At 38.8% G+C, this 25,276-nt stretch carries 23 protein-coding genes; 20 read left to right on the forward strand and 3 right to left on the reverse strand.

What is annotated here, in order from left to right; all coding sequences use genetic code 11:
- Positions 1-230 precede the first annotated feature (230 nt).
- The 5 genes from ACERCG_RS01595 (at position 231) to pyrG (ending at position 5,336) form a co-directional block, all read left to right on the forward strand.
- The gene (locus ACERCG_RS01595; RefSeq protein WP_373610339.1) at positions 231-1,121 is read left to right on the forward strand and encodes a transcriptional regulator GcvA; all 891 of its coding nucleotides are present in this window, start codon (positions 231-233) and stop codon (positions 1,119-1,121) included.
- A 96-nt stretch (positions 1,122-1,217) separates the two neighbouring features.
- Entirely contained in the window at positions 1,218-1,895 is a 678-nt protein-coding gene (gene yjjG / locus ACERCG_RS01600) for a pyrimidine 5'-nucleotidase (RefSeq protein ID WP_373610340.1), read from the forward strand.
- Between the two features lies 1 nt (position 1,896).
- Complete coding sequence (gene cysB / locus ACERCG_RS01605; RefSeq protein WP_373610341.1) at positions 1,897-2,880, forward strand: HTH-type transcriptional regulator CysB; 984 nt, start codon at positions 1,897-1,899, stop codon at positions 2,878-2,880.
- Positions 2,881-3,525 (forward strand): hypothetical protein, encoded by a 645-nt coding sequence (locus ACERCG_RS01610; protein WP_373610342.1) that lies wholly within the window; start codon positions 2,881-2,883, stop codon positions 3,523-3,525.
- A 173-nt stretch (positions 3,526-3,698) separates the two neighbouring features.
- A complete protein-coding gene (gene pyrG, locus ACERCG_RS01615) occupies positions 3,699-5,336 on the forward strand; it encodes a glutamine hydrolyzing CTP synthase (RefSeq protein WP_373610343.1) in 1,638 nt (545 codons plus the stop codon).
- A gap of 109 nt (positions 5,337-5,445) precedes the next feature.
- Here pyrG and nfuA read toward each other — a convergent pair whose 3' ends face one another.
- Positions 5,446-6,042, reverse strand: coding sequence for a Fe-S biogenesis protein NfuA (nfuA, locus tag ACERCG_RS01620; RefSeq protein ID WP_373610499.1), 597 nt, complete (start codon positions 6,040-6,042; stop codon positions 5,446-5,448).
- A gap of 489 nt (positions 6,043-6,531) precedes the next feature.
- Between nfuA and ACERCG_RS01625 the strand changes: the two genes are divergently transcribed.
- The 15 genes from ACERCG_RS01625 (at position 6,532) to ACERCG_RS01695 (ending at position 22,408) form a co-directional block, all read left to right on the forward strand.
- Complete coding sequence (locus tag ACERCG_RS01625) at positions 6,532-7,890, forward strand: Na(+)-translocating NADH-quinone reductase subunit A (protein ID WP_373610344.1); 1,359 nt, start codon at positions 6,532-6,534, stop codon at positions 7,888-7,890.
- 3 nt (positions 7,891-7,893) lie between these two features.
- Positions 7,894-9,129: an NADH:ubiquinone reductase (Na(+)-transporting) subunit B gene (locus tag ACERCG_RS01630; RefSeq protein ID WP_373610345.1), complete on the forward strand. Its 1,236-nt coding sequence runs from the start codon at positions 7,894-7,896 to the stop codon at positions 9,127-9,129.
- Positions 9,122-9,895 carry a Na(+)-translocating NADH-quinone reductase subunit C gene (locus tag ACERCG_RS01635; RefSeq protein WP_373610346.1) on the forward strand — a complete coding sequence of 258 codons (774 nt, stop codon included), beginning with the start codon at positions 9,122-9,124 and terminating at the stop codon, positions 9,893-9,895. Before ACERCG_RS01630 ends, ACERCG_RS01635 begins: the two co-directional genes overlap by 8 nt.
- Positions 9,895-10,518 carry an NADH:ubiquinone reductase (Na(+)-transporting) subunit D gene (locus ACERCG_RS01640; protein ID WP_373610347.1) on the forward strand — a complete coding sequence of 208 codons (624 nt, stop codon included), beginning with the start codon at positions 9,895-9,897 and terminating at the stop codon, positions 10,516-10,518. Before ACERCG_RS01635 ends, ACERCG_RS01640 begins: the two co-directional genes overlap by 1 nt.
- 2 nt (positions 10,519-10,520) lie before the next feature.
- A complete protein-coding gene (nqrE, locus tag ACERCG_RS01645; RefSeq protein WP_025248146.1) occupies positions 10,521-11,117 on the forward strand; it encodes an NADH:ubiquinone reductase (Na(+)-transporting) subunit E in 597 nt (198 codons plus the stop codon).
- Between the two features lie 10 nt (positions 11,118-11,127).
- Entirely contained in the window at positions 11,128-12,357 is a 1,230-nt protein-coding gene (gene nqrF / locus ACERCG_RS01650; RefSeq protein WP_373610348.1) for an NADH:ubiquinone reductase (Na(+)-transporting) subunit F, read from the forward strand.
- Between the two features lie 189 nt (positions 12,358-12,546).
- Positions 12,547-13,584, forward strand: a complete 1,038-nt coding sequence (locus ACERCG_RS01655; protein WP_373610349.1) for an FAD:protein FMN transferase — start codon at positions 12,547-12,549, stop codon at positions 13,582-13,584.
- Between the two features lie 12 nt (positions 13,585-13,596).
- Positions 13,597-13,842, forward strand: a complete 246-nt coding sequence (gene nqrM, locus ACERCG_RS01660) for a (Na+)-NQR maturation NqrM (RefSeq protein ID WP_006250397.1) — start codon at positions 13,597-13,599, stop codon at positions 13,840-13,842.
- 131 nt (positions 13,843-13,973) lie between these two features.
- On the forward strand, positions 13,974-15,137 hold the full coding sequence (mnmA, locus tag ACERCG_RS01665; protein WP_373610350.1) for a tRNA 2-thiouridine(34) synthase MnmA: 1,164 nt from the start codon (positions 13,974-13,976) through the stop codon (positions 15,135-15,137).
- 102 nt (positions 15,138-15,239) lie between these two features.
- Positions 15,240-16,616, forward strand: a complete 1,377-nt coding sequence (argH, locus tag ACERCG_RS01670; RefSeq protein WP_373610351.1) for an argininosuccinate lyase — start codon at positions 15,240-15,242, stop codon at positions 16,614-16,616.
- 183 nt (positions 16,617-16,799) lie between these two features.
- On the forward strand, positions 16,800-17,768 hold the full coding sequence (locus ACERCG_RS01675; RefSeq protein WP_373610352.1) for a RodZ domain-containing protein: 969 nt from the start codon (positions 16,800-16,802) through the stop codon (positions 17,766-17,768).
- 94 nt (positions 17,769-17,862) lie between these two features.
- Positions 17,863-18,972, forward strand: coding sequence for a flavodoxin-dependent (E)-4-hydroxy-3-methylbut-2-enyl-diphosphate synthase (ispG, locus tag ACERCG_RS01680; protein WP_373610353.1), 1,110 nt, complete (start codon positions 17,863-17,865; stop codon positions 18,970-18,972).
- 9 nt (positions 18,973-18,981) lie between these two features.
- Entirely contained in the window at positions 18,982-20,253 is a 1,272-nt protein-coding gene (hisS, locus tag ACERCG_RS01685) for a histidine--tRNA ligase (protein ID WP_373610354.1), read from the forward strand.
- An 8-nt stretch (positions 20,254-20,261) separates the two neighbouring features.
- Complete coding sequence (locus ACERCG_RS01690; RefSeq protein ID WP_176807320.1) at positions 20,262-20,882, forward strand: tetratricopeptide repeat protein; 621 nt, start codon at positions 20,262-20,264, stop codon at positions 20,880-20,882.
- A 479-nt stretch (positions 20,883-21,361) separates the two neighbouring features.
- Positions 21,362-22,408: a hypothetical protein gene (locus ACERCG_RS01695; RefSeq protein ID WP_373610355.1), complete on the forward strand. Its 1,047-nt coding sequence runs from the start codon at positions 21,362-21,364 to the stop codon at positions 22,406-22,408.
- A gap of 283 nt (positions 22,409-22,691) precedes the next feature.
- On the opposite strand, the gene dnaN is transcribed toward ACERCG_RS01695, so the two are convergent.
- Complete coding sequence (dnaN, locus tag ACERCG_RS01700; RefSeq protein WP_373610356.1) at positions 22,692-23,795, reverse strand: DNA polymerase III subunit beta; 1,104 nt, start codon at positions 23,793-23,795, stop codon at positions 22,692-22,694.
- 24 nt (positions 23,796-23,819) lie between these two features.
- Positions 23,820-25,169, reverse strand: coding sequence for a chromosomal replication initiator protein DnaA (dnaA, locus tag ACERCG_RS01705; RefSeq protein WP_373610357.1), 1,350 nt, complete (start codon positions 25,167-25,169; stop codon positions 23,820-23,822).
- Positions 25,170-25,276 lie beyond the last annotated feature (107 nt).

A 25,276-nucleotide genomic window follows, 5' to 3' on the forward strand; every position in this document is an offset into this window, starting at 1 on the left:
GGAAGTGAAACGAGTAACTTTCGTTACTCTAGTCTAGTTTCCTAGACCAATATGCAAACACAACATCATACTTAAAATTTAGAAATAGAATAAATTCTACGACCATCCATTAAGTACGGAGAGTATTCTATTGTTTCTACTTTCAGCTATCAACCGAATTTTTTTAATTTTAACCATCAGAAAAAATAATGGAATTGCTTTATCTTAGCAGTTCATTATATTTAAATATTATGAACAGAAAACTTCCACCACTCAATGCACTTAAAGCATTTGAATCTGCCGCTCGGCATTTGAATTTTACCAAAGCAGCAGAAGATCTCTTTGTAACTCAAGCTGCCGTTAGTCATCAAATTAAGTTATTGGAAGACTTTTTAGGAGCTTCGTTATTTCATCGCCGTAACCGTTTATTAGAATTAACGGAATTAGGAGCACAATATTTCTACGAGGTGCAACCTTTATTGGAGCAAATTGCATTGGCAACCGATAAAGTTCGCCAGCAAAGTAGCCGTCAAATTCTCACTATCAGTGTTCCACAAACCTTTGGTATGCACTGGCTTGTACCTCGTTTAGCTGATTTCCACGAAAAATACCCTGAGGTTGAAGTTCGTATTAAAGGCGTAGATCAAGATGAAGGATTACTTGGCAAAGAAACTGATGTAGCAATTTATTACGGTAAAGGCGATTGGCAAGATTTGGAATCTATCCGTTTGACCGAATCCCGCATTGTGATTTTAGCCTCGCCAGAGTATTTATCGCAAAATCGTATTCAGTCGAAAAATGATTTAGTTGATAAGCATTTACTACATTCTTCTACTTATAACAAATGGAAGCGAATGGTTGAGCATCTCAATATTGCTGATAAAGTGGATGCAGAAACAGGTTCTATTTTTAGTCATACGTTTATGGTGTTACAAGCAGCTATGCACCAGCAAGGCGTTGCGATTGCGAATAAGGTATTAGCTCAACACGAGATTGAAAAAGGTACGCTAATTGAGCCGTTCCCAACATCACTGTTTGATGAAAAATCGTTTTATGTGGTGTATCCACCGCAATCGGCTCAAGTACCGAAAGTGAAATTTTTTGTAGAGTGGGTACAACAAAAAATGACAGAGTGCGAATAAATCGCCTTATTTGCAAATTTTTTAACAAACGCTTGCGTTTGAACGTTGGCTCTGAGCGGCTCCATAGGAGCAAGCATAGCGAGTAAAAGGAAGATTATGAGATACCAATGGATATTATTTGATGCCGATGAAACCTTGTTTTCGTTTAATTCTTATTTAGGCTTGAAAGCAATGTTAGCTCGTTATCAGATTGATTTCAGTGAGCAAGATTATCAAGATTTCCAAGCCATTAATAAGCCACTTTGGGTGGCTTATCAGAATAATGAAATTACGGCACAAGATATTCAAATCCGCCGTTTTGCAAAATTATCGCAACAAACGGGCGTTGAACCATTAAAATTAAATCAAGAATTAATGGCAGAAATGGCATTGGTTAGCCAGCCATTAGTAGGGGTAATTGAGACATTAAATGCCTTGTATGGCAAGGTAAAAATGGGGATTATCACAAATGGTTTTACCGAATTACAGCAAAAACGTTTAGATAACACTCAAACCGCCCATTTTTTTGATATTGTTGTGATTTCAGAACAGATTGGAGCGGCTAAGCCCGATCGCCAAGTGTTTGATTATGCTTTTGCCTTAATGGACGAATTCGACCGCACTAAAGTGCTGATGGTGGGCGATACTCTCGCTTCCGATATTTTAGGCGGAAATAATTCGGGCATTGATACCTGTTGGCTCAATACATTCAATTTGGAAAATGATACTGACATCAAGCCAACTTATGAAATCAACGCAATTAACCAACTTATAGAGATTGTAGAAGGAATATAGAATGAAACTACAACAGCTACGTTACATTGTAGAAATAGTAAACCAAAATTTGAATATTACTGAGGCTGCAGAGGTACTTTACACCTCTCAACCGGGTATTAGTAAGCAGGTTCGTCTGTTAGAAAGTGAGTTGGGTATTAATATTTTTGAGCGTAACGGTAAGCACGTTAAAGGATTAACGCCAGCAGGCGAGAAAATTGTGGCGATTGCTCGAGAGTTATTGGTTAAAGCTCAAAGTATTAAATCGGTGGCAGAGGAGCAAACTCGCCCAAATAAAGGTGTGCTAAGAATGGCGACTACTAATACGCAAGCCCGCTATATGTTGCCTGAAGTCATTGAAAAGTTTAAAGCACGTTATCCTGAAGTGAGCTTGCATCTACATCAAGGTTCGCCAAACCAAATTTATGATGCGTTAATGGCTGGCGAGGTGGATTTAGCCATTACGACAGAAGCACAATACTTATTTGAGGAAGCAATATTGTTACCTTGCTATTGGTGGAATCGCTCAGTTATTGTTAAACCAGACCACCCATTGGCAACTTTTGTGAACCAAAGCCAAAATTTAACTGTCGAAGAACTAGGTAAATATGATTTGATTACATACACCTTTGGGTTTACAGGGCAATCAGATTTAGATCACGCATTCAATAAAGAAGGCATTTTGCCAAATATTGTGTTTACTGCAACCGATGCAGACGTGATCAAAACCTACGTTCGTTTAGGTTTAGGAGTAGGAATTATGGCATCAATGGCACATACTGAAGCGGATAAAGATTTAGTTGCAATCAATGCAAGCCATTTATTCCAACCAAGTATGACTCAAATCGCATTTAAACGAGGCACATTCCTTCGTAATTATATGTATGATTTTATTAATTATTTTTCGCCACATTTAACACGAGTGCAAGTGGAGAAAGCCGAACAATTTCCAGATAACAATACCATCTCAAGATTGTTTGAACGTGTATCTTTAGAGGAGAAATAGATGAAAATTTGGCAGAAACTGACAACCGTTATTATTGCAACATCAGCGTTAATTTCAGCCGCTTATGCAGACAGCTACAATATTAAATATAGTTCAAATTACTTAATGCCAGCCTATATTAAATTTAACAACGGCGGCGGACAATATGATATTCAGGCAAGAATTAACATACCTTTGTATAAAATCGTGTTTACAGCGAAAGGCACAGAAAAAAACGGTCAGTTTAATATGTTAAGCTACCGAGACAGTCGTAATGGCAAAACCTATGCAATGGCAGAAATTGATTCCAAAACGGTAAAATATGGAAAAGTAAAAGAGCCATTAAAAGAAGAAGCATTAACAATGCCGACTTATGATCTGTTTACTACCGCATTCCAATTGAGCTATTACGATAAATTACCAACAAGTTTCCAAACCACAAATGGTAAAAAACTATACCCGACACCAAATGTACAGTTACGTAAATCACAAAAAGAGGTAAAATCTGGCGGAAAAACCTATCAAGAAATTACTTATAAGTTTAGAACCAGCGATAATAAAGATATTACAGTTAAAAAATATGAGGGCGAAAAATTCCCACGTTATATCTCTTATAGCCGAGATGGTGATAATTATGAGCTAACTTTTGATAGCTTTGTGAAATAACACGGTGACAAGCGGTTGTAAAATATAAAAATTTTGCAACCGCTTGTTTGCTTTTCCGATAGCTATTTTTCATAATATCCTGTAAACTATTCTCCCGTCCTGATAGTTCTCTTTATCAAATAAAGCGAACTTTTCTGAAATTCAATCAAACCAAACTAGCAAAGGCAATAACAATGACAACGAATTATATTTTCGTCACGGGCGGTGTTGTATCTTCTTTAGGTAAAGGTATTGCGGCAGCCTCTCTTGCGTCTATTCTTGAAGCTCGTGGTTTAAACGTAACCATTATGAAGCTTGATCCTTATATCAACGTTGATCCGGGTACGATGAGCCCAACGCAACACGGTGAAGTTTTCGTTACAGAAGACGGTGCGGAAACCGATTTAGACTTAGGTCATTACGAGCGTTTTATCCGTTCAAAAATGAGCAAAGCAAACAACTTCACGAGCGGTAAAATCTACTCAGAAGTATTGCGTAAAGAACGCCGTGGCGACTATTTAGGAGCAACCATTCAAGTTATTCCTCACATCACTAACGAAATTAAAGCTCGTGTGCTTGAGGGCGGAAAAGGGCGTGATGTCGCTATTGTTGAAGTGGGCGGTACAGTCGGCGATATTGAGTCATTGCCATTCTTAGAAGCATTACGCCAATTAGCGGTGGATATTGGGCGTGAAAAAAACTTATTTATGCACTTAACCTTAGTGCCTTATATTCCAACTGCAGGTGAAGTGAAAACCAAGCCAACGCAACACTCAGTGAAAGAACTACTTTCAATCGGTATTCAGCCTGATGTATTAATTTGTCGTTCAGATCGTGCGATCCCTGAAAATGAGAAGAAAAAAATCGCGTTATTCTGCAACGTGCCGGAGCGTGCGGTGGTGTCATTAAAAGATGTTGATTCTATTTACCGCATTCCTGAATTATTAAAATCACAAGGCTTAGATTCATTTGTGTGTGATCGTTTCCGCCTAGATTGTAAAGAAGCGGATCTTTCAGAATGGGAGCAAGTGCTATACCGCCAAGCAAACCCAACAGGTGAAGTTACTATCGGTATGGTGGGTAAATATGTTGAATTACCAGATGCGTATAAATCAGTAAACGAAGCATTAAAACACGCTGGTTTAACCAATCGCTTAACGGTAAATATCAAATATATTGATTCACAAGATATTGAAACCAAAGGCACAGAATTATTAGCTGGCTTAGATGGTATTTTAGTACCGGGTGGTTTTGGTTATCGTGGTATAGAAGGGAAGATCCGAACTGCCCAATATGCACGTGAAAACAACATTCCTTACTTAGGTATCTGCTTAGGTATGCAAATTGCGTTAATTGAATATGCGCGTAACGTAGCAGGGTTAAAAGAAGCAAATTCATCTGAATTTGATAAAGATTGTTCGCAACCTGTTGTTGGCTTAATTACCGAATGGCAAGATGCAGAAGGTAATGTAGAAACCCGTTCAGATGAATCTGATTTAGGTGGTACGATGCGTTTAGGCGCACAAAAATGCCATTTGATTGAAGGCTCAAAAGCACGAGAAGTGTATGGAGCTGAAACGATTGTTGAGCGTCATCGCCATCGTTATGAAGTGAACAACAACTTATTGCCTCAAATTGAAGCGGCAGGTTTAAAAGTAAGTGGTTTATCTGCCGACCGTAAATTAGTGGAAATTGTTGAAGTACCAAATCACCCTTGGTTCATCGCAGCACAGTTCCACCCAGAATTTACTTCAACCCCGCGTGATGGGCACCCATTATTTGCAGGTTTTGTAAAAGCAGCTAAAGATTACCAAGACAGCCGTAAAGCTTAATTGGAATTTTACAAGCGGTCGGATTTTGTAAAAAAATTGCAAAAAGCGACCGCTTGTAAATGATAAAATTAAAAAGGATAAATCGTCTGATTTATCCTTTTTTACCTTCTTAATAGTAAGAGTGTTCGCCGTGTTGATGTTCGGTAATATCTCTTACACCAACTAATTCATCTGGGAATTGCATTAAGAGCTGTTTCTCAATCCCTTCTTTCAAGGTTACATCAACCATTGAGCAACCATTACAACCGCCACCGAATTGAAGGACTGCATATTTATCTTCCGTTACTTCAATTAAGGTTACTTTACCGCCGTGGCTGGCAAGTTGTGGGTTTACCTGAGTTTGAATCACATAGTCTAAACGCTCGATAAATGGAGCATCATCTGCCACTTTACGCATTTTGGCATTAGGAGCTTTTAGTGTGAGCTGTGAACCCATAGGATCAGTTACATAATCGATCTCAGCTTCATCTAAAAATGGCAGGCTGACATCATCAACAAAGGCGGAAAAACTGTTGAAAGTAAATTCGGTATCTGTTTCCTCTACCGCATTTGGCGGACAGTAAGATACGCCGCATTCTGCACCGGGTGTTCCAGGGTTTACCACAAAAATGCGGATATTTGTACCTTCTTCTTGTTGTTCTAAAAGTCTTGCAAAGTGGGCTTGTGCTGCGTCTGAAATTGAAATATGAGTAGTTTGTTCTTCCATTTTATCTTGTCCTGTCATTAAAAATATTCTACAAAATTTATCAACTATTCTACGCCTGAATTATAAAATTGCCTAGCTAAAATCGCCATCTATTTTTTGAGATAAACTATTTTGATGATAGGAATTGCAAATTAAGAATAAATTTTGACCGCTTGCATCAAAATATTGTACCCATTCATAGGTATTGTTCAATTTTGTCAGCTAGAAATATTGATTTACTTCAAATTTTAGAAACGGAATAGGGAAAAATTAGGGGGTTTTTCTAGCCATAAGGGGGAGTTTTTAGGTAGAATAGACGATTATATTTTTAGTTAATCTTTTGTTAAAAAATAGCCGAAGATTATAATACAGATTTGAGAACTTAATGTAGCTGTTAAAAATAAGTGGGGGGAATCATCGTTTATTTTTAAATAAGGCTGCGGCTCAATAGAAGCGATTGCGTTTTGCGCAATCATATTTTTAACCCAAAAGAAAAGTAGTGCAAACAATATGATTACAATCAAACAAGGCTTAGATCTTCCGATTGCGGGAAAACCTGAGCAAGTAATCCATAACGGGAATACCGTTACTGAAGTTGCTATGCTTGGTGAAGAATATGTGGGTATGCGTCCTTCAATGAAGGTGCGTGAAGGCGATGTAGTGAAGAAAGGTCAAGTTCTTTTTGAAGATAAAAAGAATCCGGGCGTTATTTTTACTGCTCCTGCAAGTGGTACCGTTACGGCAATTAACCGTGGTGAACGACGTGTTCTTCAATCCGTAGTAATTAAAGTTGAGGGTGATGAGCAAATTACCTTTGCTCGTTATGATGCTAATCAATTAGCTTCATTAACTTCAGAGCAAGTAAAACAAAACTTAGTAGAATCGGGTTTATGGACAGCGTTCCGTACTCGCCCGTTCAGTAAAGTACCAGCATTAGATGCAAATCCTTCATCAATTTTTGTAAACGCAATGGATACTAATCCACTTGCTGCAAATCCTGAGGTGATTATTGCAGAACACCAGCAAGCCTTCTTTGATGGTTTAACGGTGTTAAGTCGTTTATTTGATGGTCAAAAAACGATCCATCTTTGTGGTGGAGAAGATTCTAATATCTTAAATGCAGCACAGAGTCGTCAGATCAACAATGTGCAAACCAACAGTTTTAAAGGTCCGCACCCTGCAGGTCTTATTGGTACACACATTCATTTTATTGATCCTGTTGGTACCAATAAACAAGTTTGGTATTTAAATTACCAAGATGTAATTGCTATTGGTAAATTATTTACTACAGGTGAATTGTTTACTGATCGTGTTGTTGCCTTAGCGGGTCCTCAGGTAAAAAATCCTCGCTTAGTGCGTACTCGTTTAGGTGCAAATCTTTCACAATTAACCAGCAATGAGCTAAGTGCAGGTGAAAATCGTGTGATTTCTGGTTCTGTTCTAAGTGGTGCAACAGCAGTTGGTCCACACGATTATCTTGGTCGCTATGCATTACAAGTATCAGCATTATTGGAAGGTCGAGAGAAAGCATTCTTTGGTATGATCGCACCTTACTCTGATAAATACTCAATTACACGTACAACCTTAGGTCACTTTGCGAAAAAATTATTTAACTTTACAACAGCTGTTCACGGTAGTGAACGTGCAATGGTGCCAACAGGGGCTTATGAGCGTGTAATGCCATTGGACATTATTCCTACATTATTACTGCGTGATTTAGCAGCTGGGGATACTGATTCTGCTCAAGCTTTAGGCTGTTTAGAATTAGACGAAGAAGATTTAGCGTTATGTACCTTTGTATGCTCTGGTAAAAATAACTGGGGACCATTGTTACGCCAAGCGTTAGATAAGATTGAGAAGGATGGTTAAAAAATGGGTTTGAGAAATCTTTTTGAAAAAATGGAACCCGCTTTCCATAAAGGTGGAAAGTATGAAAAATACTACACGCTATTTGAAGCGGCTTATACCATTTTCTATACGCCGGGTACGGTAACGCGTAAAGATGCTCACGTTCGTGATGCGATTGACTCTAAACGTATGATGTTAATCGTATGGCTAGCGTTATTCCCTGCGATGTTCTACGGTATGTACAATGTAGGTCACCAAGGTATTTTGGCTGCCTTAAATCTAGGTACATTAAGCGATTTAATTGCAAATGACTGGCACTATAGTTTCGCTAATAGTTTAGGTTCAGTTACAGAGGCTGGTTGGGGAACGAAAATGTTGCTTGGCGCAACCTATTTCTTACCAATCTACTTAACGGTATTTGCTGTGGGTGGTTTCTGGGAAGTTTTATTTGCAATGGTGCGTAAGCACGAGATCAACGAAGGTTTCTTCGTAACCTCGATCTTACTTGCATTAATTGTTCCACCAACATTACCACTTTGGCAAGCTGCACTTGCAACTACCTTTGGTGTTGTGGTTGCGAAAGAAGTATTTGGTGGTGTAGGTAAAAACTTTATGAACCCAGCATTAGCTGGTCGTGCTTTCCTATTCTTCGCATACCCTGCACAAATTTCAGGTGATGCGGTATGGGTAGCCGCAGATGGTTTCTCTGGTGCAACAGCACTTTCTCAATGGGCAATAGGCGGTGAAGCCTCATTAAAACACGTTGCAACAGGTGAAACTATCACTTGGATGGATGCGTTTTTAGGTAATATTCCGGGTTCGATTGGTGAAAGCTCAACATTAATGCTGATCATCGGTGCTGCAATTATCGTATTTGCTCGCATTGCCTCTTGGAGAATTATTGCGGGTGTAATGATTGGTATGGCAGCAACGGCAACATTATTTAATGTAATCGGTTCTGATACCAATCCATTATTCTCAATGCCGTGGCATTGGCACTTGGTATTAGGTGGTTTTGCATTAGGTATGTTCTTTATGGCTACCGACCCAGTTTCAGCATCTTTTACTAATAAAGGCAAATGGGCATACGGTCTTTTAATCGGCTTTATGTGTGTATTAATTCGTGTGGTAAACCCTGCATATCCAGAAGGTATGATGTTAGCTATCTTATTTGCTAACTTATTTGCCCCAATCTTCGACTACTTAGTAGTAAGAGGGAATATCAAACGTAGATTAGCGAGGGTATCAAACAATGGCTAAATTTAATAAAGATAGCGTTGGCGGTACACTAACCGTTGTTGTTTTATTAAGTTTAATTTGCTCTCTTATCGTAGCGGGTGCAGCAGTAATGCTAAAACCAACCCAAGATATGCAAAAACAACTTGATAAGCAGAAAAATATCTTGCAAGCTGCCGGCTTATTACAAGCGAATACGAATGTACCGGCAACTTATGAGAAATTCATTGAGCCTAAAATTGTTGATTTAGCAACAGGAGACTATGTTGATGGAATGAAAGATTTTGATGCTCGTACAGCAGCAAAAGATCCTCAAACAAATGTTGTTATTGCGCCTGAAGATGATAAGGCTAATATTAAAACACGTGCAAAATATGCAGAAGTCTATTTAGTGAAAGATGAAGCTGGTAAAACAACACAAGTAGTATTACCAATGCACGGTAATGGTTTATGGTCAATGATGTATGGCTTTGTTGCTGTTCAACCTGATGCAAATACTATTAATGGTATTACTTACTATGAACAAGGTGAAACAGCTGGTCTTGGTGGTGAAATTGCTAACCCTAACTGGCAGAAAAACTTTATTGGTAAGAAGTTATACAACGACAATAATGAAGTTGCATTAACTATCGGAAAAGGTGCATCTGCGAATAAAGAGCACGGTGTTGATGGTTTATCCGGTGCAACATTAACCTCTAATGGTGTTGATGGCTCGTTTAAATATTGGTTCGGTAAAAATGGCTTTGGCCCATATTTAGCGAAATTTAAAGCTGAAGCAGGAGCTAACTAATGGCAAGTAACAATCTTAAAAAGTTATTGTTATCTCCAATTGCAGATAACAATCCAATCGCACTACAGATCTTAGGTATCTGTTCGGCATTAGCAGTGACTACTCAGTTACAAACAGCGGTAGTAATGGCAATTGCAGTATGTTTTGTTACTGCGTTCTCAAGTATGTTTATTTCAATGATTCGTAACTATATTCCAAATAGTATTCGTATCATTGTACAAATGGCTATTATTGCCTCTCTTGTAATCTTAGTAGATCAGATTTTGCGTGCGTATGCTTATGAGCTTTCAAAACAATTATCGGTATTTGTAGGCTTAATCATTACGAACTGTATTGTAATGGGACGTGCAGAAGCATTTGCAATGAAATCAGGTCCGGCTGAAAGTTTTGTAGATGGTATCGGTAACGGTTTAGGTTACGGTGCAATCTTAATTATTGTTGCATTTTTACGTGAACTTATTGGTTCAGGTAAACTATTTGGTGTAACTATTATGCAGACTGTTCAAGATGGCGGTTGGTATCAAGCAAACGGTTTATTCTTATTAGCACCAAGTGCGTTCTTTATTATCGGATTTGTAATCTGGGCAATTAGAACGTGGAAACCGGAACAAGTGGAGAAATAAAGATGGAGCATCTGATTAGTATCTTTGTTAAGTCCGTATTTATTGAAAATATGGCGCTTTCTTTCTTCCTTGGCATGTGTACATTCCTTGCGGTGTCTAAGAAAGTTTCAACTGCATTTGGCTTAGGTATTGCGGTAATTGTAGTATTAGGTATTGCAGTACCGGCTAACCAGTTAGTTTATACTCACATTTTAAAAGATGGTGCATTAGTTGAAGGTGTAGATTTAACATTCTTAAACTTCATTACCTTCATCGGTGTAATTGCAGCACTTGTTCAAATCCTTGAGATGATTTTAGACAAGTTCTTCCCTGCATTATATAGTGCATTAGGTATCTTCTTACCACTTATAACGGTAAACTGCGCGATCTTCGGTGGAGTATCATTTATGGTACAACGCGAATATAACTTCGTAGAATCAGTAGTTTATGGTGTAGGTGCAGGTACAGGTTGGATGTTAGCAATTGTTGCACTTGCAGGTTTAACAGAGAAAATGAAATATTCTGATGTTCCGGCTGGTCTTCGTGGTTTAGGTATTACCTTTATCACTGTTGGTCTAATGGCATTAGGCTTTATGTCATTCTCGGGCATTCAGTTATAAGGAGCATATCGTGGATAGTAATTTTATTTTCGGTATTATCGCATTTACTGCTCTGGTATTAGTGCTTGCGGTGATTATCCTTTTCGCTAAATCTAAATTAGTAGACTCAGGCGATATTACAATCTCAATCAACAATGATCCGGAAAAAGGGATTACACTACCGGCAGGTGGAAAATTACTTGGTGCTTTAGCGAGCAAAGGAATTTTCATATCCAGTGCTTGTGGTGGTGGTGGCTCTTGTGGTCAATGTAAAGTTCAAGTGAAATCAGGCGGTGGTGAAATCTTACCGACTGAGTTATCTCACATCTCGAAAAAAGAAGCAAAAGAAGGTTGGCGTTTAGCGTGTCAGGTAAACGTAAAATCTTCAATGGACGTAGAACTTCCAGAAGAGATCTTTGGTGTGAAAAAATGGGAATGTACTGTTATTTCTAACGATAACAAAGCAACCTTCATCAAAGAGCTTAAACTTCAAATTCCTGAAGGTGAAGAAGTACCATTCCGTGCGGGTGGTTATATTCAAATTGAAGCAGAACCTCATACAGTTCATTACAAAGACTTTGATATTCCTAAAGAATACCACGAAGACTGGGATAAATTTGACTTATGGCGTTATACTTCAAAAGTGGACGAGCATATTATCCGTGCATACTCAATGGCTTCATACCCAGAAGAGAAAGGCATTATTATGCTAAACGTGCGTATTGCAACGCCTCCACCAAAACAGCCTGATGCTCCTCCAGGACAAATGTCTTCATACATTTGGTCATTAAAAGCGGGCGACAAAGTAACAATTTCTGGTCCATTTGGTGAATTCTTCGCCAAAGATACTGATGCAGAAATGGTATTTATTGGTGGTGGTGCAGGTATGGCACCAATGCGTTCGCATATTTTTGACCAATTAAAACGCTTAAAATCTAAACGTAAGATGACCTTCTGGTATGGTGCTCGTTCAGAGCGTGAAATGTTCTATACCGAAGACTTCGATATGCTTCAAGCAGAAAACGATAACTTCAAATGGTATGTAGCACTTTCTGATCCACTACCAGGTGACCGTGAAGACTACTTCCGTGGCTTCATTCACAACGTGCTTTATGAGAACTACCTCAAAAATCACGAAGCCCCGGAAGACTGCGAATACTATATGTGTGGTCCACCGGTGATGAACGCAGCGGTAATCGGTATGCTGAAGAGCTTAGGTGTTGAAGACGAAAACATCTTATTAGATGATTTCGGTGGTTGATAAACCGTAACTTCATCAAATCACAAGCGGTCGTTTTTGCAAAATTTTTTGTAAAATTGACCGCTTGATTTAGTTTATATTCTTAAATTTTCAGTGTGGTGAATTTAAGAATAAAAATTGTAGGGTGCAACTTGTTGCACCGTTAAATATCGTGAATTGGTGCAACTTGTTGCACCCTACGGAGAAAAAATGAACGTTAAATTTTTCGCTTTTGCTATTTTCTCACTGCTCTTAGCAGCCTGTGAAAAAGCTCCGGAACAAATTACCTTGCAAGGTAAAACGATGGGAACGACTTACACTGTCAAATATATTGATAATGGTGAAGTGAAAAATCTGTCTAATCCCGAAAAAATAAAAAGCCAGTTAGATCGATTATTAGTAGATGTGAACAACCAAATGTCCACTTACCAGCAAGATTCGGAAATTAGCCGTTTCAATCAGCTAAAAGAAACCAATCAAGCGGTTGAAATTTCGCAAGATTTTGCAAAAGTAGTGGAAGAAGCCATTCGCTTAAACAAAATCACAGAAGGAGCATTAGATGTTACTGTTGGGCCTGTGGTGAATTTATGGGGATTTGGGCCTGATAAACGTTTAAATAAAGTGCCTTCTGATGAGCAGATTAAAGAGCGTTCTAGCTATGTCGGCATTGATAAAATTATTCTTAGAACAGAAGGTAAGCCAATACTTACTAAAAGCGTACCTAATCTCTATTTAGATTTATCCTCTATTGCGAAAGGATTTGGTGTCGATAAATTGGCAGAGCATCTTGAAAAATTAGGCGTGAGCAACTACTTAGTTGAAATTGGTGGCGAGTTGCGTGGCAAAGGCAAAAATTTACAAGGTTTAGGTTGGCGAATTGCGATTGAACAGCCTATAATGGAACAAGCACAATCTGTACAAATTACTGTGCCTTTACATAATTTAGGAATGGCAACATCGGGCAATTATCGTAATTATTTTGAAGATGAAAACGGCAACCGCCTTTCACATATTATTGACCCGCAAAAATTAAGCCCAGTAAGCCATAACTTAGCCTCAATTACTGTACTCGCCCCAACAACAATGACGGCGGACGGATTATCAACAGGCTTATTTGTATTAGGTGCAGAAAAAGCATTAGCACTTGCAGAACGTGAAAAATTAGCGATATTTTTAATTGTTAAAAATGGCGATAAGTTTGAAACGCAGATGTCGAGCGAATTTAAAAAATTAACTCAATCACCATAGTTGGAGTGGAAAATGGAAACTGTATTATTAACTTTCGGTTTTTTTGTAGCAGTAATTTTTGCAATGTCGATTGGTTTTATCGTAAAAGGTAAAACCATTAAAGGCAGTTGTGGCGGTATCACTGCATTAGGTATGAAAAAAATGTGCGACTGCGAAGAGCCTTGCGATAACTTAAAATCAAAAATCGCAGATGGCACAGCAGACCCTGAAGAAGTGGCGCGTTTTAATAAAGAACCACAATTTTACGAAGTGAAGTAGTCTTTAACTTCTTTAATTTTATTATTCATCTATAAGCGGTATGATTTGCAAAATTTTTTGCAAATTTAACCGCTTGTTGCTTTTATAACTAACCAAATGTGCTTCGCCTTAACCGAAGTTACGGGAGATTTATGACAACTCAATTAACCTCAAAAACCTACGACACCCATTTCCCTAAATTAACCCCTGAGCAACTTGCTGAAAACGGCAAGAAAAAAGTGATTATTGGTATGTCGGGCGGAGTGGATTCCTCCGTTTCCGCTTTTATTCTTCAACAACAAGGCTATATCGTTGAAGGTTTGTTTATGAAGAATTGGGAAGAAGATGATGATACCGATTACTGCACGGCAGCGGCGGACTTAGCTGATGCACAAGCGGTTGCCGATAAACTCGGTATGAAGCTGCACAAAATCAATTTTGCTGCTGAGTATTGGGATAACGTATTTGAATATTTCCTTGCAGAATATAAAGCAGGACGTACGCCAAATCCTGATATTTTGTGTAATAAAGAGATCAAATTCAAAGCCTTTTTAGAGTATGCAGCGGAAGATCTTGGGGCGAATTATATCGCCACAGGGCATTATGTTCGTCGAAGCGGAGACGATCAAAACGCAAAACTATTGCGTGGCTTAGATGAAAATAAAGATCAGAGCTATTTCTTATATGCTATCAATAAAAAGCAAGTCGGGCAGAGTTTGTTCCCTGTGGGCGAAATTGAAAAGCCGATTGTGCGAGCGATTGCCGAAGATTTAGGTTTAGCCACGGCAAAGAAAAAAGATTCTACGGGTATTTGCTTTATTGGCGAACGTAAATTTAAAGATTTCTTAGCTCGTTTTTTACCCGCTCAACCAGGCGAAATTCGCACTGTTGATGGTAAAGTGATTGGTCGCCACGATGGTTTGATGTATCACACACTGGGTCAGCGTAAAGGTTTAGGTATTGGTGGTGTGAAAGGCTTGAGTGAAGATCCATTTTATGTTGTGGAAAAAGATCTGATTAATAATGTGTTAGTGGTTGCTCAAGGGCACGATAATTCGGCACTACTTTCAACAGGTTTAATTGCCAAGCAGCTTACTTGGGTAGATATGCAGCCACTGCGTGAAAATTTACGCTGTACGGTGAAAACTCGCTATCGTCAGGCGGATATTCCGTGTGAAATCCAAGTCATTGATGATGAAGCCATTCGTGTGATATTTGATGAACCACAAATTGCGGTGACGCCGGGGCAATCTGCCGTGTTTTATTTAGGTGAAGTTTGCTTAGGCGGTGGAATTATTGAAGAAAAATTAAAATAGTTGTAAATAAATATTGAAATATTCTGCATATTTATGCAAAATAGTGGAAAATTAAGGCGGTGAAACGCCTTTTTCATTTTGATAAGATAATAAGGAATAATTATGGCTCTTTGGGGTGGACGTTTTACACAACAAGCAGACGCAAAATTTAAATATTTTAATGATTCACTACGTTTTGATTATCGCTTAGCAATTCAAGATATTGAAGGCTCAATCGGTTGGGCGAAAGCCATTACTTCGGTTGGTATTTTAACCGAAGCTGAACTAGAGCAGCTTATTGCAGCATTGAAAGAGGTGCGTGCAGAGGTGGAATCTAACCTAACCATTATTTTAAAAGATGATGCGGAAGATATTCACAGTTGGGTAGAATCTAAGCTAATCGAAAAAGTGGGCGATTTGGGCAAAAAATTACACACAGGGCGTAGCCGTAACGACCAAGTGGCGGTGGATATTAAAATGTGGTGTAAAGTGCAAGCGGTTGCTTTGCAGGAACGTATCCGAGCGTTACAAGAGCGTTTGGTTTCTGTTGCAGACGAAAATCAGAGCTCGGTTATGCCGGGCTACACTCACTTACAACGAGCCCAGCCTGTTACTTTTGCCCATTGGTGTATGGCATATTATGAAATGCTGGAGCGTGATTTCAGTCGTTTAAGTGATGCAAATAAGCGTATGAGCACTTGCCCACTTGGTTCGGGAGCGTTAGCTGGCACGGCTTATGGCATTGATCGTGATCTCCTTGCCCGTGATTTAGGTTTTGAAGAAGCGACCCGTAACAGTTTAGATAGTGTATCAGACCGTGATCATATTTTAGAGCTGCTTTCAACGGCTGCAATCAGTATGATGCATTTATCCCGTTTTGCCGAAGATTTGATTATTTTCAACAGTGGTGAATCGGGTTTCCTTGAAATGTCTGATCGTGTAACCTCTGGTTCATCATTAATGCCACAGAAGAAAAACCCGGATGCTTGCGAACTTATTCGTGGTAAATCAGGGCGTGTATTCGGGGCATTAACAGGGCTTCTAACTACCTTAAAAGGCTTACCACTTGCTTATAATAAAGATATGCAAGAAGACAAAGAAGGCATTTTTGATGCGTTAGAAACTTGGCAGGCTTGCTTAGAAATTGCAGAGCTTGTGTTAGTTGATATTCAAGTGAACACAGAACGTACTCGTGAAGCGGCTCAACAAGGTTATGCAAATGCAACGGAATTAGCTGATTACTTAGTCGCAAAAGGCGTACCATTCCGTGAAGCACATCATATTGTAGGTGAAGCGGTGGTATATGCAATCAGCAAAAAAGCGCCACTTGAAGCATTAAGCATTAATGAATTCCAGCAATTCCATCATTCAATTGGTGATGATGTTTATCCGATTTTGTCATTAGAATCTTGCTTAGAAAAACGTTGTGCCAAAGGTGGGGTAAATCCACAGCGTATAGCAGAAGCGATTACTGCGGCAAAAGTCTCATTAGCTTCTTAATTATTTTAGATATAAGCGGTCGTATTTTTAACAAAATTTGCAAAAAATTCTGTAAATATGGCCGCTTGCATATTTAATTTTCAAATTTTTGCTCGTTATGATTGCAAAATGGGCATTACCTCTTTAAACTTCCGAATAATTTTTTGAATTTTTATTTCCACTATTTTATTTCAAGAGTGTTGTATGACCGAATCAGTGAACCCTATTCAGGAACAGCCTAATTCAGCTCTCACTTTAGGGCAACAATTAAGAGCAGCTCGTGAGGCATTAAATCTTTCTATTGCCGAAGTTGCTCAAAAAACAAACCTAAAAAAATTACACATTGAGTCGATTGAAAGTGATATTTTTATTTTAAAAAATGTCGCTCCCACCTTTGTGCGTGGTTATGTGCGTAATTATGTGAAATTTTTACGTTTGCCTGAATCGTTGGTTTCTTCTGTGAATTATGGCGAAGTAACCATTCCGAAAGAGATTACAAAGGTTTCGCCTGTAAAACCATCATCAAATTCACAGGGTAAAGCATTGAAATATTTAACTATATTTGTGCTTTTAGCCGCATTAGGTATGACGCTGTTATGGTGGTGGCAGGGTTATCAGAAAGATCAGGAAAACCGTGAACAGCTTGTGAATTCAGGTCCTGTAGTGGAAACAACAAATACAGAGCCTGTTGAGCCTAGCAATCAAGTTTCTGTGCCTGTTCAACAGCCAATTCAAGTGCAAGAGCCTCAAGTTCAGCCACAGCCTGAAACTGCTACAGTTGTAGAACCAAACCAGCAGGAAAATACAGCAGCTCAGACAGTTGAACCGCCAAAACCTGAAACGGAAGTAGCAGTTGAACCTGCAAACGTTCTCCAGCAGATGCAGCCAACAACAGAGGCTGAAGCTACAACAGAGCAGCCAGCAGCGATCAGTAATGATGAGTTACGCATTGAAATCACAGGCTCGCAAAGTTGGATTACGGTGAGAAATGCGAAAAATAAACGTTTAGCTGAAAAGCTCTATAATAATGGCGAAGTATTAACCTTTAATGAAAATGAGCAATATCGTTTAACCATTGGTGCACCTGCAAATGTAAAAATTTATTACAAAGGGCAGGAAGTACCATTAAAAATTGATGGACGTGTCGCTCGTATTCGTTTGCCATTGCAATAATCTTTTTAAGAATAAAAACGCCGTAAGCTAGCAGCTTAGATTGTTATTTTACGAGCGTTTTCTGCTTTATAACTTTTAACGACTATTTAAAAATATGATACATCAATCTCCAATTAAACGTCGGGTATCGAAAAAAATCTATGTGGGTAATGTGCCGGTAGGGGGCGATGCACCTATTTCGGTACAATCAATGACAAATACCCGTACCACTGATGTGGAAGCAACTGTTGCTCAAATTAAGTCTTTAGAGCGAGTAGGGGCGGATATCGTACGTGTTTCTGTACCAACAATGGATGCAGCAGAAGCCTTCAAAGTTATCAAACAGCAAGTGAATGTGCCATTAGTGGCAGATATCCATTTTGACTACCGTATTGCCTTAAAAGTGGCGGAATATGGTGTAGATTGTTTGCGAATTAATCCGGGTAATATCGGTAACGAAGAGCGAATCCGCGCCGTAGTAGACTGTGCTAGAGATAAGAATATCCCGATCCGTATTGGGGTAAATGCAGGCTCGCTTGAGCGAGATCTTCAAGAAAAATATGGCGAACCAACACCAGAAGCATTATTAGAATCGGCACTACGCCACGTTGATCATTTAGATCGTCTTAATTTCGATCAATTCAAAGTCAGTGTGAAAGCGTCAGATGTATTCCTAGCGGTCGAATCATACCGACTTCTTGCAAAACAGATCGATCAGCCTCTGCATTTAGGGATCACCGAAGCAGGTGGTGCAAGAGCAGGTTCAGTTAAATCTGCGGTTGGTTTAGGTTTACTATTAGCAGAAGGAATTGGTGATACGTTGCGTATTTCTTTGGCGGCTGATCCCGTTGAGGAAATTAAAGTCGGTTTTGATATTTTGAAATCACTACGTATTCGTTCACGCGGCATTAACTTTATCGCTTGCCCAACCTGTTCACGCCAAGAAATTGATGTTATTGCAACAGTAAATGAGCTAGAGCAGCGTTTAGAAGATATTATTACTCCGATGGACGTTTCCATTATCGGCTGCGTGGTAAATGGGCCGGGTGAAGCGTTGGTATCAGATTTAGGTGTAACGGGTAGTAATAAAATGAGTGGCTTCTATTTAGATGGTGTGCGTCAAAAAGAGCGTTTTGACAATGCAAAATTAATCGACCAATTAGAAGCTAAAATTCGTGCGAGAGTGGCACAACAAAATAATAGCATAGATGTTGTAAATAAATAGGAAAAAATAGTGGCAAAAACAATTCAAGCAATTCGTGGAATGAACGATTGCTCCCCAACAGAATCCCCATTATGGCAATGGGTGGAAGAAAAAGTGCGTAATGTACTGGCAAGTTATGGCTATTCAGAAGTGCGTATGCCAATTGTTGAAAGTACGCCGTTATTTGCTCGTGCGATTGGCGAAGTCACCGATGTGGTATCTAAAGAAATGTACACATTCTGGGATAATGATGAGCAATTAACCCTTCGCCCCGAAGGCACAGCAGGTTGTGTGCGTGCAGCAATTGAGCGTGGCTGGATTTATAATAACGAACAACGCTTGTGGTATATAGGACCAATGTTCCGCCACGAGCGTCCACAAAAAGGACGTTATCGCCAATTCCACCAGGCAGGTGTGGAAGTGTTTGGCATTCCTAATCCAGAAATTGATGCGGAATTGATTATTTTAACGGCTCGTTTATGGAAAGAGTTAGGCATCGATCAGCATGTTTCTTTACAGCTGAACTCAATTGGCTCGTTAGAAGCTCGTGCGAATTATCGCTCTGCATTGGTAAATTTTTTACAAAATCACACCGCTTTAATGAGCGAAGAAGAGAAAAAACGTTTGGTAAAAAATCCACTGCGTATTTTAGATACTAAAAACGAAGCCTTACAACAAGTGCTAAACGATGCGCCGAAACTGCTGGATTATTTAGATGATGACAGCCGTGAGCATTTTGAGCAACTCTGTGCATTGCTTGACTCAATGGGCATTGCTTATGAAATCAACCCGAAATTAGTGCGTGGTTTAGACTACTACAACAAAACCGTATTTGAATGGGTAACTTCAGCTTTAGGTTCACAAGGCACAGTTTGTGGCGGTGGGCGTTATGATGGCTTAGTTGAACAGCTTGGCGGACACGCAACGCAAGGTGTAGGCTTTGCGATGGGTTTAGAGCGTTTAGTGCTATTAGTTCAAGAAGTAAATAAAGAGATTGATTTACCAAAAGCGGTTGATGTGTATATTGTCTTCTCTGGCGAAGGCTCAACAGTTAATGCGTTCCATCTGGCAGAACAAATCCGCACCGAATTACCACAACTTCGTGTAATGAGCCACTGTTCAGGTGGAAAATTCCAAAAACAATTTAAACGTGCAGATAAAATGGAAGCAAAGATTGCATTAGTAATTGGCGAAAGTGAAGTGGCAGAAAAAAAAGTGGTTATCAAAGACCTGCGTTCAGGTTCTGAGCAGATTACGATTGCACAATCAGAACTAATTGCTGAACTTAATAAACGATTTTAGGAGAAAAAATGAGTAACGAATATTTAAATAAAACCGAAGAACAGCAGTTTGAAGATGCCAAAAATTGGTTTAAGGAAAATGGTACCCCTATTTTAGTCGCAATTATTTTAGTTTGTGCAGCCAGTTTGGGGTGGAATTTTTGGAAAAACCATCAGCTTGAAACGGCACAAAAGACTTCCGCATCATATCAGCGTGTGATGGAGAGCTATTTGCAAAATCCAAATAAAAATCAACCGCTTGTAGAAAAGTTTATTGCGGATAATCAAGATTCAAGCTATGCGACTTTTGCACAATTTGAGCAAGCAAAACAAGCGGTCGAAAAAGGCGATTTTTTTGCAGCTAAAGTAGCGTTACAATCCGCTTTAACTCAATCTGATTCTACATTGAAAACTTTGGCTCGTTTTCGTTTAGCACAAGTGGATTACCAATTAAAATCTTATGATGAAGCACTTGCAGGTCTTACTCAGATTCAAGATAAAGCGTGGGAGTTACGTAAGCAAATCCTAATTGGCGATATTCTTGTTGCAAAAGGTGATAAGCCTGCCGCTAAAATGGCTTACGAACAAGCTAGATTAAATGCGGCTCCTCAAGAGCAAACCTTAATTGATGTGCGTTTGAATAATTTATAAAAATAAAGCCTGATTGAAAATAGAAAGTCAATCAGGCTTTTATATTTTTGATGTTGAGGGTTAATTTTTTCATAGAAAAACAAATTTCTTGCCATAGTGGATGATTAGAAACCTAGAATATTGTAATAATTGTTACAAAAGTAGTAAAAACTTATTAAAAAAACTACTATTAAAAAATAAATTTGATTATAATAGAAGCGTAAAGTGAAAAGGAGAGTATTCTCTTTTTTCTATTGATAGTAATTTATTTTGATGGTTTATTTTGCTTGAAGTATTTTTAATTGAAAATTTATTTCAATCAATTTTAAAATTTAAATTCAATCAATCGCTTTTTATTTGGTAAATGTATTGAATTAAGATAACGTTTATCAAATGGCTAGCTCATTTGGTTAGCCTAAGTAAATTAATAAGGTTGCTTTTTGGATAAATAAGTAATCCCTATTTCATATTATTTTATTTATTGGTTATTAGGAGAAAATATGCAACATTCATATACAGCAGCTAGACGACCTTCGTGGCGCGGCATTTTGGCTGGGCTTGTTATGGGCTTAGTTGTTAGCATGGTTATGTTTGCTTTAGCATTAGTTGTTGGTTCATTCTTGTCATTGGATTTAAGCGGAGCTGGCATTGCTGCAGGCGTTTATGCTGTTATCACAGCTTTAATCAGTGCTTTTGTTGCAGGCTATTTTGCTGTTAAGGCATCAGCACCTGAAGCTTTATTTGGTGATGGCACTGACATCTTACCAAAAGATGCTGTCTTAACGGGTATCTTGACTGCCGCTACTATCATCGTTATCACTACTTTTTCAACTATGAACGGGCTAGGTAACGTTGCTCGTACTGCAGGTTCTGCGATCAATTCGACAGCTAGTGTAACTACGAGTGTTATCAGTTCAAGTTCTATCGGTTCTATTATTTCTGAAGAACTAGAAGAGGCATCTGCTGGAGAATCAGGTAATGTGATTAATATCATTACCAATAAAGCACAAGAGCTTTATCAACAAGTTACCGGCAACATCAGTCGTGAAGATATTGAACAATGGGTTGCTAAAAACAACGATACATTCTCTAAAGAGCAAATCAGTGCGTCTGCTAATGTGGTAGAAAAAATGGTTAATACCACTAAAAATGAAATCAAAAATATGGACTTTAATAGCATCGAGACGTGGAAAAATCTAGATGATTATGCTAAAAAACGTGCTGCTGAAATTGAAAATGCGTTAACAGGTGATAAAATCATCGTTCAGTTAAAAAATGAAGGTTTAAGCGAAGCTGAAGCTCAGCAAATTCGCAATGAAGCAGTTTCTGCTTATCAAGAATATAAAGCTAAAATTGAGCAAGCTGTTGCTGATGCTAAAGCTAAAGCAGAACAAGCTTTAGCTGCTGCTGAAGAAGCTGCTCGTAAAGCTGCACTATATTCTGGTCTATTTTGGTTAATTAGCACACTATTAACCTTTGTAGCTTGTGTGCTTGGTTCGAAAAAAGCTGCTGCGAACTATCGTTTAGCTCGCCCTTTGGCTCACTAATCAATACGTGTAGTATCGAAAAGCTATACGCTTTGATCTAAAATCTAAAATTTAGGCTATTTTAATTTAAGGACTAAGTTCTGTATTGCACGGGCTTAGTCCTTTTTGTTTTCGCTAGCAGCTGATTGTTATAGTGTTAATGATCCGATTTACTGTTTTGGAGATAACATTGATTTGCTGTTTGAAAGATTAGTTGTATTTAGGCATAAAAAATCTGCACCTTAATCAGTGTTAACTTTTGGGGGCAGATCAAATAGGGGCTTATTATTTAGAGCATCTAGGATTATAGACGCATCGGCATAATTACATATTCTGCAGAGGGGTTATCACAATCTTCAATTAAGCAGCTTGAGCTGGAATCGACTAAGCTGAAACGTACTCGTTGACATTTTAGAGTGTTTAGTACATCTAACACATAGCTTACGTTAAAGCCCACTTCCATTTCAGGGCTGTCGTAGGCTACATCAATAATCTCTTCTGCTTCTTCTTGCTCTGGGTTGTTGGCAGTAATTTTAAGCAGGTTATTGCTTAGTGCTAAACGCACACCTCTAAATTTCTCGTTTGAGAGAATAGCCGCACGCATTAACGCACGTTTTAGTGTTTCAGTATCCGCTTCTAAAATGCGATCTGCATTGCGAGGCAGAACACGGCGGTAGTCTGGGAACCTGCCATCAATTAATTTAGACGTGAACACAATACCGTTCATTGTAATGCGGATATTGCTTGAGCCAATTTCTAAACGAACTTCATCACTCGTTGTTGAAACTAAACGTGAAAGTTCAAGTACGGCTTTGCGTGGCACAATAACCGAATGAGTTAAAAGTTCTTGGTTTAGCACCATTGTGCAAACGGCTAAACGGTGTCCATCTGTGGCAACGGTGCGTAATAAATTGCCTTCGGTTTCAAACTTCATACCGTTTAAGAAATAACGGGCATCTTGGTTTGCCATTGAGAATTGAGTGGCATCAATTAAGCGAGCAAGGGTTGCTTGTTCAATGGAGAAATCAACTTCAGGCCTCCAATCCATTAAATTAGGGTAATCGCTGGCAGGTAAAGTGGCTAAGCTAAATTTACTACGACCTGCTTTGATGATCGCTTTATCTTCTTCGAATTCAACGGAGATCACGCTGTCATCAGGTAAACTTTTGCTGATATCTAAGAATTTTTTGGCTGGAATGGTAAATTTTCCTGCAAAATCGACCGCTTGTAGCAGTTGAGCTTGGGTGGTTAATTCAACTTCTAAATCCGTTCCAGTTAAAGATAAACGATCGCCTTCAATTTCTAATAAAATATTGTTAATCACAGGCAAAGTTGGGCGACTGCTTAATACGCCGCATACCTGCTGCAAAGGCTTGAGTAATTGGTCTCTGGTAATCGTAATTTGCATAATCATTCCTTTATTCTTAACAGCTTAAGATGATAATTTACGCGTTAAATTGATATAGTCTTCTTGGATACCACTTTCGGTATCACGCAATTCATTAATGGTTTTGCAAGCGTGCAATACGGTGGTGTGGTCACGTCCACCAAACTCTCTGCCAATTTCAGGCAAGCTATGGTTTGTGAGTTCTTTTGCTAGTGCCATTGCCATTTGGCGAGGGCGGGCAACACTTCTGGCACGGCTTTTTGATTTTATATCCGCCACTTTAATGCCGTAATATTCCGCCACAATGCGTTGAATATTTTCAATTGTAATTAAGTAATCGAAAGAGGCAAATAAGTCTTGTAAGGTTTCACGCACTGCATCAACCGTAATTGGGCGAAGTGTGAGTTTTTGCCACGCAATCACACGATTTAATGCCCCTTCTAATTCACGCACATTGGTGCGAAGTTTTTGCCCCATCAAATAAGCCGCATCTTCTTGTAAATCTGCCCCCCGTTCTAAGGCTTTTTGGCGAAGAATTGCCACACGGGTTTCCAATTCAGGCGGTTCAATGGTTGCACTAATACCGCCACTTAGGCGAGATTTAATTGCCGTATCAATTTTATCAATATTCTTAGGCAGAACATCAGAAGTTAGAATAATCTGCTTTCTTTGCTCAAATAAAGCATTGAGTAGATGTAAAAATTCTTCTTGTACTTTTGGTTTATTAGCAAGAAATTGAATATCGTCAATCATCAATACATCAAGCGAGCGATAGAATTTTTTGATTTTTTCCGCATCGTTATTTGAGCTATTAATGGCTTTGATAATATCACGGTAAAAACGCTCAAGGTGGATATAAAGCACTCGCACAGTTGGATTGCGTTTAACCAATTCATTACCGATAGCGTGTAATAAGTGGGTTTTACCTAAACCTGTGCCGGCATAGAAAGAGAGCGGATTACAATGGCTTTCACCTAAATTATCTACCACTTGTTGAGCCACCAATTTCGCTAGTTGGTTTGAGCGGCCTTGTACAAAATTATCAAAAGTTTGATGCGGATTTAAGCCTGTTTTAAAGCCCGTATTGCTAAATTCGGAAGACTCGTTTTTTGAGCTGATTTGTGGTTTTGGTTGCTCGGTAGGTTTTATACCCACTCTTAAATTGACAACTAAATTATCGTTTTTAGATAAAAAACGCGCTAATTCAGTAATTTCCGCTAAAAATTTATCTTTAACCCAATTTTCAACAAATTGGTTTTGAGCATAAAGCGTGAGTTCCCCGTTATCAGAACTGGCTTGCAGAGGGCGTAGCCAAGTGCTGTAATCAGTTGGCGATACTTTCGTTTGTAAATGATTAAGGCAATCAGACCAAAGGGAAGACACAATTTGCTCCAAAAATTATTGTTATTAAAGGTGATAATGATACCTGAAAAAAGGGGAGAAATCTTGCAAATTTTTGAGAGATTTGGCAGAAGAAATAAACGAAGAGAATAGTTAAATTA

It is taken from the genome of Mannheimia sp. E30BD (genome assembly GCF_041807785.1).
Lineage (GTDB): Bacteria > Pseudomonadota > Gammaproteobacteria > Enterobacterales > Pasteurellaceae > Mannheimia.